Below are 17607 nucleotides of genomic sequence, written 5' to 3'. Positions count from 1 at the left end.
GTGATGCTCTCCTGCAAAAGCGTTTTAATGAAGAATTATTTGGATCCCTTTTAACATATTTAATTATTAGTGGCTTCACCTGCGCTCCGAATCTGGCAATTCATATTGCTGAGGAATAAAATCAACATTCTTTTAACAATAAGGATGTGACGTGCTATGTCTGCCACGCTTACTGCCGAAGAAGCGCTGAAGCTTGTCGGCGAGATTTTCGTCTACCATATGCCGTTCAACCGCGCGCTGGGGCTGGAGCTGGAGCGCTACGAGAAAGATTTCGCCCGGCTCAGTTTTAACAACCAGCCGATGATGGTCGGCAACTGGGCGCAAAGCATTCTCCACGGCGGCGTGATCGCCTCTGCCCTCGACGTCGCCGCCGGCCTGGTCTGCGTCGGCAGCACCCTGACCCGCCACGACACCATCAATGAAGATGAGCTGCGCCAGCGCCTGTCGCGGATGGGCACCATCGACCTGCGCGTAGACTATCTGCGCCCTGGCCGCGGCAACCGCTTTACCGCCAGCAGCAGCCTGCTGCGTGCAGGTAACAAAGTCGCCGTCGCCCGCGTGGAGCTGCATAACGAAGAGCAGGTCTATATCGCCAGCGCAACTGCCACTTATATGGTGGGTTGAGAAGGTAAAATCGGGTAAAATTGCGTTACTTTTTTGTAACGGGTTTTCCTGATGGATGCTAAACAGACGCGGCAGGGCGTTTTACTCGCTCTTGCCGCTTATTTTATTTGGGGTATCGCGCCCGCGTACTTCAAGCTGATTCACTACGTCCCTGCCGACGAAATTCTTACCCACCGCGTGATCTGGTCGTTTTTCTTCATGGTGGCGCTGATGAGCGTGAGCCGTCAGTGGTCTGGGGTTAAAACGCTCCTGCAAACGCCGAAAAAGATCTTCCTGCTGGCGCTGTCCGCCGTGCTGATTGGCGGCAACTGGCTGCTGTTCATCTGGGCGGTGAACAACCAGCACATGCTGGAGGCGAGCCTCGGCTACTTCATTAACCCGCTGGTGAATATCGTGCTGGGGATGCTGTTCCTCGGCGAGCGCTTCCGCCGGATGCAGTGGCTGGCGGTGATCCTCGCCCTCTGCGGCGTACTGGTTCAGCTCTGGACCTTCGGCTCGCTGCCGGTCATCGCCCTGGGGCTGGCGTTCAGTTTTGCCTTCTATGGCCTGGTGCGTAAGAAAATCGCCGTGGAAGCACAAACCGGGATGCTGTTTGAGACCCTATGGCTGCTGCCGGTCGCTGCGATTTACCTGTTCGGCATCGCCGACAGCAGCACCAGCCATATGGGCAGTAACCCGTGGACGCTGAACCTGATGCTGATGGCGGCCGGTGTGGTCACCACCATCCCGCTACTGTGCTTTACCGGGGCCGCGACGCGTCTGCGCCTGTCAACGCTGGGCTTCTTCCAGTACATCGGCCCGACGCTGATGTTCCTGCTGGCGGTGCTGTTCTACGGTGAAGTTCCGGGGGCGGATAAGATGGTGACCTTTGGGTTTATCTGGGTCGCGCTGGCGGTGTTTGTGACGGATGCGATCTATACCCAGCGCAGGACGCGCAAAGGGCTTTGATTTTTGCCGGATGCGCTTCGCTTATCCGGCCTACATTTCGCGTAGGCCGGGTAAGGCGTAGCCGCCACCCGGCATAACCGTCACAGCCAGTTACGGCGCTTGAAGTAGAGATACGGCGCCAGTCCCGCGAGCACCATAAAGACAATCGCACCAGGGTAGCCAAAGCTCCATTTCAGTTCAGGCATAAACTCGAAGTTCATCCCGTAGCTCGACGCCACCAGCGTAGGCGGCAGGAACACCACCGAAACCACCGAGAAGATCTTGATGATGCGGTTCTGCTCGATGTTGATAAAGCCCATCGCCGCCTGCATAAGGAAGTTCACCTTCTGGAACAGGGATTCGTTGTGCGGCAGCAGGGATTCGATATCGCGCAGGATCTCGCGCGCCTGCTCCAGCTGACCGCCCGGCAGACGCGCCTTGCGCACCAGGAAGTTCAGCGCGCGCTGGGTATCCATCAGGCACAGACGCACTTTCCAGCCGATATCTTCCAGCTCTGCCAGCGTTGACAGCGCTTCGTCGTACTCATCGCCCTGGTGCCCTTCCATGATCACCCGGCTCAGCTCTTCCAGATCGCTGTAGATGTTTTCAATCTCATCCGCCAGCTGTTCGATTTTGGTTTCAAACAGGTCGAGCAGCAGCTCGTAGGCGTTGCCGTCCACCATCGCCTGGTTACGGGCGCGCATACGGTAGAGACGGAACGCAGGCAGCTCACGCTCGCGCAGGGTAAACAGGCGGCCATCGCGGATGGTAAATGCGACGGTGGAGTTACCGGCGTGATCTTCGGCGTCTTCAAAGAAGAAAAAGGAGTGAATGTGCAGGCCGTCTTCGTCTTCGAAGAAACGGGCGGATGCTTCGATGTCTTCCAGTTCCGGGCGGGTTGCCAGGCTTTGTCCGAGCTCAGATTGCACGCGCAGGCGTTCTTCGTCATCCGGTTCGACCAGATCCACCCATACGGCATCAATGAGGGGTTGTGACTCTTCAGCTTCAAGCCGAATCAGTCGGTTTTTTTCCAGTTGAAATGCGCTCAGCATGACCGGGACTCCCAATGCAAAAAATATCGGACAGTTCGGTGGGCACACAGAAACATATTGGGTTTCAGACCATTAAACAGCCTGACTCAGCGCGACGGGAATAATGCAGGTCGCTGACAACCACTAAGGCCATCAGCAAGAGGAGATAGCCTTAGGAGTTGTTCCTGGATGACAGGGAATTGAGCCAGTATTTACTGGGTGTGTCCAAGGCGAATGTCCTCTTAGCGTAATCGTGCGCGCATGTTACGCCAGCAGTAACGGCGGCGTCAACTCGCAACGAAACGCTGAAGAACATTAAATGCCCTTCAACGTATAAGCCTGGCAGATTATTACAAAATAGTGATATTTTTCTGAATCTTAAACCGCTTCGAGCCTGGCGTAAGCCGCAACCAGCCATTTGATCCCCTGGCCCTGGAACGCCACCTGCAGGCGGCTGTGCTCGCCGCTGCCTTCCAGATTCACAATGGTGCCTTCGCCAAATTTAGCATGACGTACGCGCTGGCCGAGCTTGAATCCGCTGTCGCTTTCCGACACCGGCGTACCCAGACGCTGATGGCTCACCGGACGGCTGATGCTGGCGCGCAAGCGCACCTCTTCCACGCACTCCTCCGGCAGTTCACCAACGAAGCGCGACGGACGGTGATACACCTCTTTGCCGTACAGACGGCGGGTTTCGGCGTAGGTCAGGGTCAGCTTTTGCATCGCGCGGGTCACGCCCACGTAGGCCAGACGACGCTCCTCTTCCAGACGCCCGCCTTCATCCAGCGACATCTGGCTCGGGAACATCCCCTCTTCCATACCGACGATAAACACCTGCGGGAACTCCAGACCTTTGGCGGAGTGCAGGGTCATCAGCTGAACCGCATCCTGCCAGGTGTCGGCCTGCCCTTCGCCCGCTTCCAGCGCGGCATGGGACAGGAACGCCTGCAGCGGCATCAGGTCTTCGTCTTCTTCGTTGTAGCTGAACTGGCGCGTCGCCGTCACCAGTTCCTCTAAGTTCTCGATACGCGTCTGGCCCTTCTCGCCTTTCTCCTGCTCGTACATCATGCGCAGGCCGGAATCTTTGATCACCCGGTCGGTCTGAACGTGCAGCGGCATATCGGCGGTTTCCTGAGCCAGCGCGTCGATAAGCTCCAGGAAGCGCTGCAGCGCGCTGGCGGCACGCCCGGCGAGCGCCCGCTCCTGCAACAGCTCGCGACACGCCTGCCACAGGGTCAGCTGCCTGTCGCGGGAGGTCTGACGCACCACGTCCAGGGTGCGATCGCCTATGCCGCGGGTTGGCGTGTTGACCACGCGCTCAAACGCCGCGTCGTCGTTGCGGTTGGCAATCAGGCGCAGATACGAGAGCGCGTCTTTAATCTCCTGGCGTTCGAAGAAGCGCATGCCGCCATAGATGCGGTACGGCATCCCCACCTGGAGCAACGCCTCTTCCAGCACACGCGACTGGGCGTTGCTGCGATAGAGAATGGCGCACTGCTCAAGCGCGCCGCCGTTGTCCTGCCAGGTTTTGATCCGGTTAACCACGAAGCGGGCTTCGTCCAGCTCGTTAAACGCGCAGTAGAGAGAGATCGGCTCACCGTCGACGCCGTCGGTCCACAGCTTTTTGCCCAGACGCCCATTATTGTTTTCAATCAGGGCGTTGGCCGCGCTCAGAATGTTGCTGGTTGAGCGGTAGTTTTGTTCCAGGCGAATGGTCTCTGCGCCCGGGAAATCTTTCAAAAAGCGCTGGATGTTCTCGACCTGCGCGCCGCGCCAGCCGTAGATCGACTGGTCGTCGTCGCCGACGATCATCACTTTGCTGGAGTCGCCCGCCAGCAGGCGGATCCAGGCGTACTGAATGTTGTTGGTATCCTGGAATTCGTCGACCAGGATGTTGGTAAAGCGTTCGCGATAGTGCTGCAGGATATGCGGCTTGTTCAGCCACAGCTCGTGGGCGCGCAGCAGCAGCTCGGCAAAATCCACCAGCCCGGCGCGATCGCAGGCTTCCTGATAGGCCTGATAGACCTTCTGCCAGGTCTGCTCAATCGGGTTGCCAAAGCTCTGGATGTGATGCGGGCGCAGCCCTTCGTCTTTCTGGCTGTTGATGTACCACATCGCCTGACGCGGCGGCCACTGCTTCTCGTCGAGGTTCATCGCCTTGATCAGGCGCTTGAGCAGACGCAGCTGGTCTTCGCTGTCGAGGATCTGGAAATCCTGCGGCAGGTTGGCGTCCATATGGTGCGCACGCAGCAGGCGGTGCGCCAGCCCGTGGAAGGTGCCGACCCACATGCCGCCCTGGCTGGTGCCCATCAGCTGGGCGATACGGTGGCGCATCTCTGCCGCCGCCTTGTTGGTGAACGTCACCGCCATAATGGAGTACGGCGAGCAGTTTTCCACGCTCTGCAGCCAGGCGATACGGTGAACCAGCACGCGTGTCTTACCACTGCCCGCCCCTGCCAGCACCAGCATATTGGTGCGCGTCGCGGCAACCGCGTCACGCTGTTTGTCATTAAGGCTGTCGAGCAGGTAAGAAACGTCCATTGGGCACCGCCGCAAAGAGGTAATCCGGCGGCATTTAGCCGCCGGATACACTGTTAATTTATACAGAACTGCTGGTGATTATATCAGCGTGGTGAGGGATGCCAACCGTGAAATTTCGATGTGCGGCAACAGGCGGCTGTCGGCGGTCTGCATCAGATCGGCATTTTCCGGCTTGATCCAGCAGGCCTGCATCCCGCAGCGGATCGCCCCTGCGACGTCGGTCGTCAGGTCATCGCCCACGTGAAGAATTTGCCCCAGCGGCAGGCTAAGCTTCTCCGCCGCCAGATGGTACATATCGTTGAACGGCTTGGAGCGCCCGTGCGGGCCTGCGCGCAGTACAAACTGGAAGTAATCGCCAAGGCCGAACAGTTCCGGCTGGGCGTTGCCGTTGGTGATGGCCACCAGCGGCCACTTTTCGGCCAGCGCAGCCAGCGTGTCATGCGTCTCCTGCGGGACGTCGATGCGGCTGCGCCACTGGGCAAAGTGCGCCATTGAGGCCTCGGCACCCAGCGCAGCCTCGGCCGCGGTCAGCCCCGCGTTCAGCATCGCCAGCTCCACGGCACGGCGACGCCATTCGGTCACGTCGTGATAGATTTCCGGCTCGGTCTGGCGTAACGCCTGGCGCAGGCGGTGGAACTCTTTGTTTTCCAGCGTTTTTAAGGCCGGGTGATAGTTTTGTACAAACGTCAGCGCTTCCTGCTCGGTACGCAGGATCACCTGACGGTTGTCGTAAAGGGTGTCATCAAGGTCGAATGTCAGGGCAGAGATTTGGCCTAATGGACGATAAAAACGCATTATTTCCCCCGTTTGGCGCGTGGATGCGCCGCGTCGTACACCGAGGCAAGGTGTTGAAAATCGAGATGGGTATAGATTTGGGTGGTGGAGAGATTAGCGTGGCCCAACAGCTCCTGGACGCCACGCAGGTCGCCGCTGGACTCCAGCATGTGCGTGGCGAACGAATGGCGCAGTTTATGCGGATGAACATGGCTGTTCAGTCCCTGCTTGATCCCCCACTCGGCAAACCGCTTTTGCACGTTACGCGCCGAGATGCGCTTGCCCAGCTTCGAGAGGAACAGCGCCTCTTCCTCGGTGCCAAACAGGCCGCGCAAATCGAGCCAGTGTTCAATCCATACCACGGCGTTACGGCCAATGGGCAGGCGGCGCTCTTTGCTGCCTTTGCCCATCACCCACACTTCGCCGGACTCCAGATCGAGATGTTTAATATCGAGGTTCACCAGCTCGGAAAGACGCAGACCCGCGCCGTACATCACCTCCAGCATGGCGCGGTCGCGCACCGCCAGCGGATCGTTAAGATCGATATCCAGCAGGCGGTTAACGTCATCAACGTCGATATTTTTGGGCAGATGGCGCGGCGCTTTCGGCGCGGCAATCCCTTTCGCCGGGTTGGCGTTGAGTTCGCCCTGGCTGACCAGCCAGTCGAAGAAGCTGCGCAGTGCCGACAGACGCAGCGCAAGGCTGGCCGGGCCAAGCCCTTTACGGCGGCTACGCACGGCAAAGGTCCGCACCGTGGCGGCATCACATTGTTGCCAGCACGTCAGGCCGATCTCGTCGGCTAACTGCATGATGACATCAAGCTGACGCTGATAGTTCAACAGGGTGATCGGGCTGAGCTGGCGCTCAACGCCCAGATAGCGCAGAAAACGCGTGACGGCCGGTGACAGCAGAGCGTCCGTCATACGCGCTCAATCCAGCGCTCCAGCAGCTCGGGCAGCATCTGCGCGATCTCCTGCAGCAGCTGCGTGCCTTGTCCCTGCTGGTAATGATGCGGATCGCGGCTGGTAAACAGCATCACGCCAAGCTCGCCGTCGCGCCCCATCAGGGACATGGCGACCGACCCGATCGCTTTGGCCTCCGGCAGCACCACCAGCAGCTCAGGGCCATTCAGCTGACCAAGGTAGTGGTTATCCTGCCCCATACGCTGAATGCGCAGGGGTTCAAACGCCTGACGCGATAGGGCCAGATGGGTAAAACTGGACGGTGCGCCAATGCGCCAGCGATCCGGGAACAGGCGCAGGGTTGCCCCTGCCAGCCCCATGTCACGCGCCCAGCGATGCAGGCGGAGAAGAAACTCGTCGAGGCTGCTGGCCGAGGCCAGCCGGGACTGCAGGTGCAGCAGGCGATAGAACAGGCCTTCATTACTGCTGGCCTGCTCCATCAGCAGCGAGATGTTTTCTTCAAGATGGTTGATATGGTTGCGCGCGCGCGCCATATGCCACTCAACCAGCGAGACCGTCCCGCGAACCGGGTGCGGGACGCGCATCTCTTCCACGACACGTGCATTGCGAATGAAAAAGTCAGGATGGCGCAGCAGATAATCAACAACCGCCCGGTCGTCCATCTCCGTCAGCGTCTCCTGCAGTTCTTCTCCTGGTTGTTTCATAGATGGATAAACCCGTCGTAAACTTGTGTCGCCGGACCCGTCATATACAGCGGCTGGCCCGGGCCTTTCCAGGCGATATCAAGACGCCCGCCTGGCAAATCCACGCGAACCTCCTGCGCCAGTAACCCCTGCGTAATCCCCACCGCGACGGCCGCACAGGCACCGCTGCCGCACGCCTGCGTTTCGCCTGCCCCACGTTCAAAAACGCGCAGGCGGATGTGTTCGCGAGTGAGAACCTGCATAAATCCAATATTGGCGCGTTCCGGGAAACGTTCGTGGCTTTCCAGCACCGGTCCGAGCGTCTCGACGGGCGCCGTCGCCACGTCATCAACCTGAATCACGCAGTGCGGATTGCCCATGGAGACCACGCCGCACAAGACTGTCTGTTCCGCGGCGCGCATGATATAGGTCTTTTCCGCTTTGTTGGCGCGGAATGGCACCTGAGACGGCTCGAAGTTCGGCTCGCCCATGTTGACCCGCACCAGCTCGTCGTCGGTGACGCTCAGTACCATCCGTCCGTTGGCGGTGCTGACGCGGATATCACGCTTATTGGTGAGCCCCTTCAGGCGGACAAAACGGGCAAAACAGCGCGCGCCGTTGCCACACTGGGACACTTCGCTGCCGTCGGCATTGAATATCCGGTAGTGGAAATCGAGATCCGGATCGTAAGGCGGCTCAACCACCAGCAGCTGATCAAAGCCGACGCCAAGGTGCCGATCGGCCAGACGGCGGATCAGCTCCGGAGAAAAGAAGACATTCTGCGTTACCGCGTCGACAACCATAAAGTCATTGCCAAGGCCATGCATCTTAGAGAACTGCATTATTTACTCCATTGCGCGGATCGGAGCGCTTGTCAGTAATTGACCTGGCTTGGACCGTTGTTATCGCCACGATCGTTACGACCCGGCATGGTGGACTCAACAGGACTTTCCACTTTTTTAGTCGGCGGTGGCGCGGTTTTATCTGCTGGCGGGAAATAGAGCGGCCCTTTAAGACCACAACCGGTCAGGCTAAACAGCGTGAGGAGAACGGCAAGCGTTCGAAAAACGTTTTTCATTATTGGTTGCCTGTAAGTTCGTGCTTTATGTGTTCTATCATCGCAGGAGAAGGCACAAAAGCAAGAGTTAGCCGCTAACCTGCAACCGGAATTATTTAGCGTTATACTGCCGCCATCACGAAAAACAGGAACAGAACCATGAATGACAGTGAATTCCATCGCCTTGCCGATAACCTGTGGCAAACCATCGAAGAACGCCTTGATGACTGGGACGGCGACAGCGACATCGATTGTGAAATCAACGGCGGCGTGCTGACCATCAGCTTTGAAAACGGCAGCAAAATCATTATTAACCGCCAGGAGCCGCTTCACCAGGTCTGGCTGGCCACCAAACAGGGCGGCTACCATTTCGACCTGAAGGGCGACGAGTGGGTTTGCGATCGTAGCGGTGAGACGTTCTGGGATCTGCTGGAGCAGGCAGCGACCGCGCAGTCAGGGGAAGAGGTTAGCTTCCGCTAGGGCTGTTTTGCCGGATGGCGCTTCGCTTATCCGGCCTACGGGTTCGTGCCATTGCAGGCCCGGTAAGCGTAGCGCCACCGGGCAATGGTCGTCAGGAGAAATACTGCTGCAACAGCGGGGTGCTGGCGTCCTGTCTGTCAGGCACGACCGGCGTAATGGCCTGGGTGCGGAACGGGATCACCTGCGCACGGCCATCCACCTTCACAATCTGATAGAACTGCGGCAGGTTGAAGTTGATGAAACTTGAGCCGTAGGTGAAGCGATCGTGTGAAGAGGAGTAGAAGCGGCTGACGTCGCGCACCAGCTCCTCTTTGCTGCCTTCACAGTGGTGATACACTTCGGCGCGGTTGGTTTCATCGAGGATGTAGATGTTGAACCCGGCGTCATCCCCCGACTCTTCAAAGAAGAACTGAATAATCCCTTCGCTGGCAAAACCGTCCACTACCTGCGGCAGTTTGACGTGGTTGGTCTCAACCTGCACCGACAGACCGTGCAGCTTGTTGTGCGAAATAGCGCCGTAGAACTCGATGGCGTTTTCCAGTTTCTGCACCGAGACGTTCAGGCGTTCAAAGAACAGGCCCCAGGTCTGGCCGGAGACGCGCAGCGCTTTGAAGCGCCCGGTTTCCTGACGGGTGCTGGAGAGGCGCAGATCGATGCATTCGGAAACCAGCTGCTGCACGCGGGTACGGATCAGGCCGCGCAGATGCTGGCTGTAGCAGAACACCTCGACGCTGTCCGGCGGTGCGGCATCCTGATGCATCTTGCCGAGGATCGTTTTCAGCGCTTCGATCATCGCCTGCTCGCCGTTGAAGTGCAGGGTACGCACTTCGTTCCACGAGTTGCGGTACAGCAGATCGACGCTGCCCACCAGGCAGTTTTGCTGCTCGCCAAAGCTGAACACATCCAGCTTACGGAAATCGAAATGGACCACCTGATTGCGGAAGGCCGCCGTCGGGTCATATTCCAGGTTGACGATAATCGCCAGATGGCGAATTTCGCAGGGACTGTAGAGCGCTTTTGGCGTCGGCGCAGGCAGACGCAGCGGGAAGTGGTGAGATACGTCGGCGACCATTTCCTGCAATTTGGCTAAATCGACAATCTCGTTGCCTTTGATAAACAGGCGCGTGCGAGAGGTCAGCAGGCCGTTAAACCAGGCCCAGGCCACCAGCTTGTTCAGGTAGCGGTTATATTCCAGCGGCTGATGGCTGATGATCGAATCCATGCTTGGCGCACGGTTGTAGAGATACCACCCGGTGCGGTTCGCGCGGCCCGGCGGCACATAGATAAAGGTCAGGTTCGGTTCAGACAGGTCAGGCGAAATCTGCGGGTTCACCAGCGTCACTTTACCCGGTAGCGCTTCAAACGCGGCGTACAGCTTACGGGTCAACACCCCGATGTCCTGCGGGCTGGCGGAAACGCTGAGGTTGTTACGACGGGCAAAGCGGATCAGGTTACGGTAGCTCTGCATCATCGCATCGAGCAGCTCGTTGTGCGCCTCACGCACCTGATCGATCTTCCAGTTGGCGCGGTTATCAAGCATCGAAAGACGCTCTTCGTCCCATCCCCACTCTTTGACTAACTGACTGACCACTTCACGACGCCAGCCGACGCAGGCGCGCTCGCGGCTGAGCTTCTCACACACTTTGAGATAGAAACATCGACGGACCAGATCCAGACGGGTGGGATCGTCGATGGCTTTCAGGTATTCGGTAACGCGCTCGAGCATCATGCAGTAGGCATCAAGACCGTAAGAGACGATCTCGCCATCATGCAGACGCTGTTTGATGTCTTTCGCCAGCAGGCGCGGCGTCGGGTATTCCCAGGAATAGGCTTCGAGCAGCAGGGTTTTCAGCACTGCTTTATACGGGGAATCGATACTTTTATACAGCTGCCACAGGCTGGCACCGAAGTACTCTTCCGCAGACAGCGAACTCAGGCCGCCCAGATCCAGCCATTCATTTGGCGTCAGGACACCCTGGGCGTAGAGCTTCATGACGTAGTCGTCGTAGTGCTCTTCTTCATCGCACGGCACCATACTCCACAGGATACGCTTCCCGGCCAGGCGCACGGCGGTACGGTAAAACTCATCCAGCAACAGGATGTGCTGAGTCGAGCCGCAGTCTTCACCACCCAGACTGCCGCTTTCATTATGGCGGAAACGGTTTTCATCAATCAGGAAGAAGCTGACTTCCACACCGAGCGATGCCGCCCAGCTCTCAAGCAGGCTGCATTTACGCTGCAGCAGCTGGCGCTCTTCGTTATCGAGCCAGGATTGATGGCAAACCCAGATATCGAGATCCGACGAACAGCTTTGCCCCACCGAAGAGGTGCTGCCCATGGTGTAGACGCCGGTGATCGGCAGTTCGCCTTTCGGGGACTCTTGTGCCGGCATGCCACGATAGAGTTCCAGCTCTTTCAGATAGTGCTGTTGGGTTTCATCAGGCGTGAAAAGGCAGATGCCCTTGGGAACGTTACCGTCAAGGTAACCCGGCATCAGCGGATGGTGATAGTGCAGCAATGTCGGCAGTAGACTGTAAACCTGTTGAAAAGCAGGTCCCATGGCAGCAAGCGCACGATCGACGCGCAGTTGATTGATGGCATCCAGTCGCTGTTTCAGAGTCTCAATATAGAGGTACAAGACGTATCGCCTGATGTTCAGAAGGCTCTAATCGCCAGTCAGACTGAGGATTAGGCGTTCACAGTATTTCGAAAGTAGCCGTCGCCTTTTTTCGCCCTTATCTTTATGGTCATGGAGACGAAAAAATGGTCTAAAACGTGATCAATTTAACACCTTGCCGTTTGACCGTAAAGAAAGATGCGCTACATACAAGTGTAGCACCGTTCTGTACGTGTAAATTCCTGAATACGGCAGCAGGCAACTTCTATCGCAGCCTTGTCCTGTCCCCCTCAACGTCCGTAAACCTGACAGTGCTGAGACAACAATGTTAGGATGGTCAACAGACGATTAAGACGGTAACAAGCATGTTAGACAATGTTTTAAGAATTGCCACACGCCAAAGCCCCCTTGCGCTCTGGCAGGCACATTATGTTAAGCAGCGCCTCGAGGCCTGTCATGCCGATTTGCGTGTAGAGCTGGTGCCCATGGTGACGCGCGGTGATGTCATTCTTGATACGCCTCTGGCGAAAGTGGGCGGTAAAGGCCTGTTCGTGAAAGAGCTTGAGCTGGCACTGCTTGACGGTCGTGCTGATATCGCGGTCCACTCTATGAAGGACGTCCCGGTTGATTTCCCTGAAGGGCTGGGGCTGGTCACCATTTGCGAGCGTGAGGATCCGCGCGATGCCTTTGTCTCCAGTCACTACGACTCGCTGGATGCCCTGCCTCAGGGGAGCATTGTTGGCACATCAAGTTTACGCCGCCAGTGCCAGCTGGCCGAGTACCGCCCGGACCTGATCATCCGCTCCCTGCGCGGTAACGTCGGTACCCGTCTCGGCAAGCTGGATAACGGTGAATATGATGCCATTATTCTGGCGGTTGCCGGTCTGAAGCGCCTGGGCCTGGAGTCGCGTATTAAGGCGGCGCTCTCCCCGGAACAGTCGCTGCCGGCCGTCGGTCAGGGCGCGGTGGGCATTGAGTGCCGACTCGACGACGCCCGTACCCATGCGCTGCTGGCGCCGCTCAATCACGACGAGACCGCAATCCGCGTTCAGGCGGAGCGTGCCATGAACACCCGCCTTGAAGGGGGATGTCAGGTGCCGATTGGCAGCTATGCTGAATTAACCGATGGCGAACTGTGGCTGCGCGCGCTGGTTGGCGCGCCGGACGGTTCGCAGATGGTGCGCGGCGAACGTCGCGGTAAACCACAGGATGCAGAACAGCTGGGGATTTCACTGGCGGAAGAGCTGCTGAATAACGGCGCCCGTGAAATTCTCGCGGACGTCTATAATGGAGAACCCCCGGCATGAGTATACTCGTCACCCGCCCTTCTCCCGCTGGAGATCAGTTAGTGAGCCGACTGCGCGCACTGGGGCAGGTGGCGTGGAGCTTTCCGCTGATTGAGTTTTCTCCGGGCCGGGAGCTGCCCCAGCTCACCGGTCATCTTGGCGCGCTGCAGGCTGGCGATCTGCTGTTTGCCCTGTCACAACATGCCGTGGAGTTTGCCCACGCCCGGCTGCAGCAGGACGGCCAGCGCTGGCCTGATGCGCCGCGCTATTTCGCCATCGGCAGAACCACTGCCCTGGCGCTGCATACCGAAAGCGGCCAGCACATTCGCTATCCGTTGGATCGGGAAACCAGCGAAGTGTTGCTACAATTACCTGAATTACAAACTGTTGTGGGGAAGCGCGCGCTGATTTTGCGTGGCAACGGTGGGCGAGAATTGCTGGGCGACACGCTGCGTGAGCGTGGAGCAGAAGTGACATTTTGTGAATGTTATCAACGTAGCCATAAACACTATGACGGTGCGGAAGAGGCGATGCGCTGGCAGGCTCGCGGCATCACCACCCTGGTGGTAACCAGCGGGGAGATGCTGCAACAGCTCTGGACACTCATCCCACAATGGTATCGTGAAAACTGGTTACTCCGCTGTCGGCTTCTGGTCGTCAGTGAGCGTCTGGCGAACCTCGCCCGGGAACTGGGCTGGCAAGATATTCGGATCGCTGATAACGCCGACAACGATGCGCTGCTGCGCGCATTACAATAACTCTCATAATGGGAAGCCATAATGACGGAACAAGAAAAATCCTCCGCCGTGGTTGAAGAGACCAGGGAGACTGTGGACACCACGCCACAGCCAGAAACGACAGAGAAAAAGCATGGCAGCAATAAAACCAGTCTGGCGCTGAGCGCGATTGCCATCGCCATTGCGCTGGCCGCGGGCGTGGGCCTGTATGGTCTGGTGAAAAAACAGGCGACCAATCAGGTTGCGACGAACGATGAGCTGGTGACGCAAATCACCGCCTTACAACAGGCGCAGCAGTCGCAGAAAACCGAGCTGGACGGCGTCATCAAACAGCAGGCCGACCAGCTGGCTGCAGCCACTCACAAACAGGACGAGCTGGTCAAACAGCTGGATGAGATGCAGCAGAAAGTGGCGGCTATTTCGGGTACCGACGCCAAAACCTGGCTGCTGGCGCAGGCTGATTTCCTGGTTAAACTGGCCGGACGCAAGCTGTGGAGCGATCAGGATGTCACCACCGCTGCCGCGCTGCTGAAAAGCGCCGATGCCAGCCTGGGCGATATGAACGACCCGAGCCTGATTACCGCCCGCCGCGCGCTCACTGCGGATATCGCCAGCCTGTCGACCGTTTCGCAGGTGGATTACGACGGCATTATTCTGAAAGTGAATCAGCTGTCGAACCAGATCGATAACCTGCGTCTGGCAGACAATAATGACGACGACTCCCCGATGGATTCCGACAGCAGCGAACTCTCCAGTTCGCTGAGCGAGTGGCGTATCAACCTGCAAAAAAGCTGGCAGAACTTTATGGACAGCTTTATCACCGTCCGCCGCCGCGATGAGACCGCCGTGCCGCTGTTAGCCCCGAATCAGGACGTCTACCTGCGCGAGAACCTGCGTTCACGCCTGCTGGTAGCCGCACAGGCCGTGCCGCGTCATCAGGAAGAGACCTACAAGCAGGCGCTGGATAACGTCTCCACCTGGGTACGCGCTTACTACGATACCGACGACGCCACTACTACGGCCTTCCTCGAAGACGTAGATAAGCTGAGCCAGCAGAACATCACCATGAACGTACCGGATAAGCTGGAGAGCCAGCCGATTCTGGAGAAATTGATGCAGACGCGCGTGCGTAACCTGCTGGCACAGCCGGGCGAAGCGGCGGCGCAGACTCCTGCCCCGGCTCCGGCCCCTGACAGCGCGCCGCAAGGAGAGTAATTATGTTAAAAGTCCTGTTACTCTTCGCACTGCTGATCGCAGGGATCGTTCTCGGCCCTATCCTGGCAGGTCATCAGGGTTACGTGCTGATCCAGACCGATAACTACAATATCGAAACCAGCGTCACGGGCCTGGTGATCATTCTGATCCTGGCGATGGTGGCGTTTCTGGCGATCGAATGGATCCTGCGCCGCATCTTCCGTACCGGCGCGCATACCCGCAGCTGGTTTGTCGGTCGCAAGCGCCGCCGTGCCCGCAAGCAGACCGAACAGGCGCTGCTGAAGCTGGCTGAAGGTGACTATCAGCAGGTTGAAAAGCTGATGTCGAAGAACGCCGATCACGCTGAACAACCGGTAGTGAACTATCTCCTGGCTGCAGAGGCTGCACAGCAGCGCGGCGATGAAGTGCGCGCCAATCAGCATCTGGAGCGCGCCGCTGAGCTTGCTGAAAACGACCCGATCCCGGTTGAGATCACCCGCGTGCGCCTGCAGCTGGCGCGCAACGAGAATCATGCCGCCCGTCACGGCGTTGATCGCCTGCTGGAGATCACCCCGCGCCATCCGGAAGTGCTGCGTCTGGCAGAGCAGGCCTACATCCGCACCGGCGCCTGGGGCTCGCTGCTGGATATCATCCCGTCGATGGCGAAAGCCGACGTGGGAGACGAAGAGCAGCGCGACAGCCTGCAACGTCAGGCCTGGATTGGTCTCATGGACCAGGCGCGTGCCGATCAGGGCAGCGATGGCCTGAAAGAGTGGTGGAAAAATCAGAGCCGCAAAACCCGTCAGCAGGTGCCACTGCAGGTTGCCATGGCGGAGCATCTGATTGAGTGTGACGATCATGATACCGCCCAGAGCATCATCGTTGATGGCCTGAAGCGTCAGTATGACGATCGTCTGGTGATGGTGATCCCGCGCCTGAAAACCAATAATCCGGAGCAGATCGAAAAAATGCTTCGCCAGCAGATCAAAGCCGTGGGCGATCGCCCTCTGCTGTGGAGCACCCTGGGTCAGTCGCTGGCAAGACATGGCGAGTGGAAAGAGGCCAGCCTCGCCTTCCGCGCCGCGTTAAAACAGCGCCCGGATGCCTTCGACTACGCCTGGCTGGCGGATACGCTGGATAAGCTGCATCTGCCGGAAGAGGCCGCCGCGATGCGACGCGATGGCCTGCTGCTGACGCTACAGAATAATCCTCCGCAACAATAATTTAACAGGAGGCCTGACGGCCTCCTTTTTTATTTGCTACATTCTTTGCATCATCTTCAGAGACCGACTCCGCCAATGTAACGAACTCCTTTCATTAAACAATTTTCTGCACACGCCTTTTACGGCGTGGACTATATCGTTTTTGAAAGGATCGTTTCATGAACACGCTTCTGTATGCGCTTTTTCACGCGCTGCGCTGCCATCGCTGGCTGCGCCTGCTGGCCTGCGCTTTTCTTTTTACCTCGCTGGGCAATGGCTTAACCCAGGTGATGGTCTTTGGCCTGCTGCTTGACTGGCAGGCACCCGCATCCTTACTGACAATGGCATACCTGTTTGCCACCCTGCCGGGGTTTCTCGGCAGCCTCGTCGGGGAAAATCTCTGTATGCGCTATTCCCCTGTCCACCTGCTGCTGCTGACGGAGGGGCTGGGTCTGCTCGCCCTGCTGTTCCCTCTGCTGGGTATTCAGTATCACAGCGTTACGGCGCTGCTGGCGGTACAGTCTACCGAGGCCTTTCTGATGGGCATGACCTGGCCAGCCCTGACCCTGCTGTTCAGACGCGGCCTGTCAGAAGCCGAACTGCCTGCGGCCACCTGTCTGGAGAATATGATTTTTGCTTCGCAGGTATTGGTCGGGACGGGGCTGGGCATCGTGCTGTTTCACCATCTGCCTGTGCTGGCTTTGGTGGGGATCGACGCGCTCACCTTTGCCGGCTCGCTGCTGATGTTAGTACTCACGGGCAAGGCGTTACCCTCTCTGGCACCCGAGCACGCAGCCGAAGCAGAAAAACCGGTGGCGGTACGCTGGCAGACGCTGGTTTCGCAGCAAAAGCGCAGCCTGTTATTGCTCCCGGCACTCGCCGCAGTGGGATCGCCTGCCATGGCGCTGTTGCCTGCCCTGGCGCAGCACATTGAACCGGATGATGCCACCGGTCTGGCTCTGCCTCTGCTGTTTGCCCGCAGCATGGGGCAACTGTGCGGCCCGCTACTGCTCAAAAGAGAAAGCCTGGCCCGCTACGCCGGACAAAACCGCCGTCTGCTGGCCTGCCTGGGGCTGTTTTTACTCTCGTATGGCGCGATCCCGCTGTTGCCCGGGATGCAGGCGCTGGGGGTCGTATTTATCGCCCATCTGGCCTCTAATATCGTCTTTGCGGCCGGAACCTACAGCGTATTGAGTAGCTTTCAGGCAGCGCAAGTCTCTGCTGCCAGCGGTAAGGCATGGCGATGGCAAACCATCAGCGCTGCCCTCTCTACCTGCGTCACTGCCGTGGCGGCTGACGCGCTGGGACCGGTAGAAGCGCTGTACGGCGTTTCAGGCGGTGCCTTGCTGATTGTGGTGGGGATCATGATGCGATACCGCAGATAAGGCATAAAAAAACGCCTGCTAAAAAGCAGGCGTTAAACAGGTCTGTTTGACAACTTGTGGTGCTTCACTCAACGTTGTGCCCATGGTGTTTGATGAGGCCGAAGCGACATCTGTCAGTGGACGATAAGCACCGTAAATGGCTCTGC

17 protein-coding genes are annotated in these 17607 nt (G+C 58.3%); 8 read left to right on the top strand and 9 right to left on the bottom strand.

Going from position 1 to position 17607, the window contains the following annotated elements:
• Positions 1-156: 156 nt before the first annotated feature.
• Positions 157-624 (top strand): acyl-CoA thioesterase YigI, encoded by a 468-nt coding sequence (gene yigI, locus ACOYA6_RS22410; RefSeq protein WP_039031206.1) that lies wholly within the window; start codon positions 157-159, stop codon positions 622-624.
• Positions 625-675: 51 nt separating this feature from the next.
• A complete protein-coding gene (gene rarD / locus ACOYA6_RS22405) occupies positions 676-1572 on the top strand; it encodes an EamA family transporter RarD (RefSeq protein ID WP_422655443.1) in 897 nt (298 codons plus the stop codon).
• Between the two features lie 80 nt (positions 1573-1652).
• Here the strand turns inward: rarD and corA are convergent, their stop codons facing one another.
• From corA to lptM, 8 genes are all read right to left on the bottom strand, one after another.
• Positions 1653-2603, bottom strand: a complete 951-nt coding sequence (gene corA, locus ACOYA6_RS22400) for a magnesium/cobalt transporter CorA (protein WP_422655442.1) — start codon at positions 2601-2603, stop codon at positions 1653-1655.
• A 151-nt stretch (positions 2604-2754) separates the two neighbouring features.
• Positions 2755-2898, bottom strand: a complete 144-nt coding sequence (gene ysgD / locus ACOYA6_RS22395) for a YsgD/CorL family protein (RefSeq protein WP_353620505.1) — start codon at positions 2896-2898, stop codon at positions 2755-2757.
• Positions 2899-2960: 62 nt separating this feature from the next.
• Positions 2961-5123 carry a DNA helicase II gene (gene uvrD, locus ACOYA6_RS22390; protein ID WP_039031209.1) on the bottom strand — a complete coding sequence of 721 codons (2163 nt, stop codon included), beginning with the start codon at positions 5121-5123 and terminating at the stop codon, positions 2961-2963.
• A 78-nt stretch (positions 5124-5201) separates the two neighbouring features.
• Complete coding sequence (yigB, locus tag ACOYA6_RS22385) at positions 5202-5918, bottom strand: 5-amino-6-(5-phospho-D-ribitylamino)uracil phosphatase YigB (RefSeq protein WP_039031210.1); 717 nt, start codon at positions 5916-5918, stop codon at positions 5202-5204.
• Positions 5918-6820 (bottom strand): tyrosine recombinase XerC, encoded by a 903-nt coding sequence (gene xerC / locus ACOYA6_RS22380; protein ID WP_422655441.1) that lies wholly within the window; start codon positions 6818-6820, stop codon positions 5918-5920. Before xerC ends, yigB begins: the two co-directional genes overlap by 1 nt.
• The gene (locus ACOYA6_RS22375) at positions 6817-7524 is read right to left on the bottom strand and encodes a DUF484 domain-containing protein (RefSeq protein ID WP_039031212.1); all 708 of its coding nucleotides are present in this window, start codon (positions 7522-7524) and stop codon (positions 6817-6819) included. The genes xerC and ACOYA6_RS22375 overlap by 4 nt, the downstream gene beginning before the upstream one ends.
• The gene (gene dapF / locus ACOYA6_RS22370) at positions 7521-8345 is read right to left on the bottom strand and encodes a diaminopimelate epimerase (RefSeq protein WP_039031213.1); all 825 of its coding nucleotides are present in this window, start codon (positions 8343-8345) and stop codon (positions 7521-7523) included. The genes ACOYA6_RS22375 and dapF overlap by 4 nt, the downstream gene beginning before the upstream one ends.
• 32 nt (positions 8346-8377) lie before the next feature.
• Positions 8378-8581: an LPS translocon maturation chaperone LptM gene (lptM, locus tag ACOYA6_RS22365; RefSeq protein WP_039031214.1), complete on the bottom strand. Its 204-nt coding sequence runs from the start codon at positions 8579-8581 to the stop codon at positions 8378-8380.
• Between the two features lie 138 nt (positions 8582-8719).
• Here lptM and cyaY point away from each other — a divergent pair, with 138 nt between their 5' ends.
• Complete coding sequence (gene cyaY, locus ACOYA6_RS22360) at positions 8720-9040, top strand: iron donor protein CyaY (protein ID WP_039031215.1); 321 nt, start codon at positions 8720-8722, stop codon at positions 9038-9040.
• A gap of 91 nt (positions 9041-9131) precedes the next feature.
• Here the strand turns inward: cyaY and cyaA are convergent, their stop codons facing one another.
• Positions 9132-11678, bottom strand: coding sequence for a class I adenylate cyclase (cyaA, locus tag ACOYA6_RS22355; protein ID WP_039031216.1), 2547 nt, complete (start codon positions 11676-11678; stop codon positions 9132-9134).
• 344 nt (positions 11679-12022) lie between these two features.
• Here cyaA and hemC point away from each other — a divergent pair, with 344 nt between their 5' ends.
• From hemC to ACOYA6_RS22330, 5 genes are all read left to right on the top strand, one after another.
• Positions 12023-12964, top strand: a complete 942-nt coding sequence (hemC, locus tag ACOYA6_RS22350) for a hydroxymethylbilane synthase (protein ID WP_039031217.1) — start codon at positions 12023-12025, stop codon at positions 12962-12964.
• Positions 12961-13701 carry a uroporphyrinogen-III synthase gene (gene hemD, locus ACOYA6_RS22345; protein WP_039031218.1) on the top strand — a complete coding sequence of 247 codons (741 nt, stop codon included), beginning with the start codon at positions 12961-12963 and terminating at the stop codon, positions 13699-13701. Before hemC ends, hemD begins: the two co-directional genes overlap by 4 nt.
• Before the next feature lie 21 nt (positions 13702-13722).
• Positions 13723-14895 carry a uroporphyrinogen-III C-methyltransferase gene (gene hemX / locus ACOYA6_RS22340; RefSeq protein WP_039031219.1) on the top strand — a complete coding sequence of 391 codons (1173 nt, stop codon included), beginning with the start codon at positions 13723-13725 and terminating at the stop codon, positions 14893-14895.
• A 2-nt stretch (positions 14896-14897) separates the two neighbouring features.
• On the top strand, positions 14898-16097 hold the full coding sequence (gene hemY / locus ACOYA6_RS22335) for a protoheme IX biogenesis protein HemY (protein WP_039031220.1): 1200 nt from the start codon (positions 14898-14900) through the stop codon (positions 16095-16097).
• 158 nt (positions 16098-16255) lie between these two features.
• Positions 16256-17461 carry an MFS transporter gene (locus ACOYA6_RS22330; protein WP_422655440.1) on the top strand — a complete coding sequence of 402 codons (1206 nt, stop codon included), beginning with the start codon at positions 16256-16258 and terminating at the stop codon, positions 17459-17461.
• The last annotated feature ends 146 nt before the right edge of the window (positions 17462-17607 follow it).

It is taken from the genome of Leclercia barmai (assembly GCF_049312895.1).
GTDB classification, from domain to species: domain Bacteria; phylum Pseudomonadota; class Gammaproteobacteria; order Enterobacterales; family Enterobacteriaceae; genus Enterobacter; species Enterobacter barmai.
This window is presented reverse-complemented; position numbering and strand designations above follow the sequence as displayed.

Excerpts from the sequence above, each read along its gene's own strand:
- yigI (WP_039031206.1), top strand. The coding sequence starts at position 157 with ATGTCTGCCACGCTTACTGCCGAAGAAGCGCTGAAGCTTGTCGGCGAG.
- rarD (WP_422655443.1), top strand. The coding sequence starts at position 676 with ATGGATGCTAAACAGACGCGGCAGGGCGTTTTACTCGCTCTTGCCGCT.
- corA (WP_422655442.1), bottom strand. The coding sequence starts at position 2,603 with ATGCTGAGCGCATTTCAACTGGAAAAAAACCGACTGATTCGGCTTGAA.
- ysgD (WP_353620505.1), bottom strand. The coding sequence starts at position 2,898 with ATGTTCTTCAGCGTTTCGTTGCGAGTTGACGCCGCCGTTACTGCTGGC.
- uvrD (WP_039031209.1), bottom strand. The coding sequence starts at position 5,123 with ATGGACGTTTCTTACCTGCTCGACAGCCTTAATGACAAACAGCGTGAC.
- yigB (WP_039031210.1), bottom strand. The coding sequence starts at position 5,918 with ATGCGTTTTTATCGTCCATTAGGCCAAATCTCTGCCCTGACATTCGAC.
- xerC (WP_422655441.1), bottom strand. The coding sequence starts at position 6,820 with ATGACGGACGCTCTGCTGTCACCGGCCGTCACGCGTTTTCTGCGCTAT.
- ACOYA6_RS22375 (WP_039031212.1), bottom strand. The coding sequence starts at position 7,524 with ATGAAACAACCAGGAGAAGAACTGCAGGAGACGCTGACGGAGATGGAC.
- dapF (WP_039031213.1), bottom strand. The coding sequence starts at position 8,345 with ATGCAGTTCTCTAAGATGCATGGCCTTGGCAATGACTTTATGGTTGTC.
- lptM (WP_039031214.1), bottom strand. The coding sequence starts at position 8,581 with ATGAAAAACGTTTTTCGAACGCTTGCCGTTCTCCTCACGCTGTTTAGC.
- cyaY (WP_039031215.1), top strand. The coding sequence starts at position 8,720 with ATGAATGACAGTGAATTCCATCGCCTTGCCGATAACCTGTGGCAAACC.
- hemC (WP_039031217.1), top strand. The coding sequence starts at position 12,023 with ATGTTAGACAATGTTTTAAGAATTGCCACACGCCAAAGCCCCCTTGCG.
- hemD (WP_039031218.1), top strand. The coding sequence starts at position 12,961 with ATGAGTATACTCGTCACCCGCCCTTCTCCCGCTGGAGATCAGTTAGTG.
- hemX (WP_039031219.1), top strand. The coding sequence starts at position 13,723 with ATGACGGAACAAGAAAAATCCTCCGCCGTGGTTGAAGAGACCAGGGAG.
- hemY (WP_039031220.1), top strand. The coding sequence starts at position 14,898 with ATGTTAAAAGTCCTGTTACTCTTCGCACTGCTGATCGCAGGGATCGTT.
- ACOYA6_RS22330 (WP_422655440.1), top strand. The coding sequence starts at position 16,256 with ATGAACACGCTTCTGTATGCGCTTTTTCACGCGCTGCGCTGCCATCGC.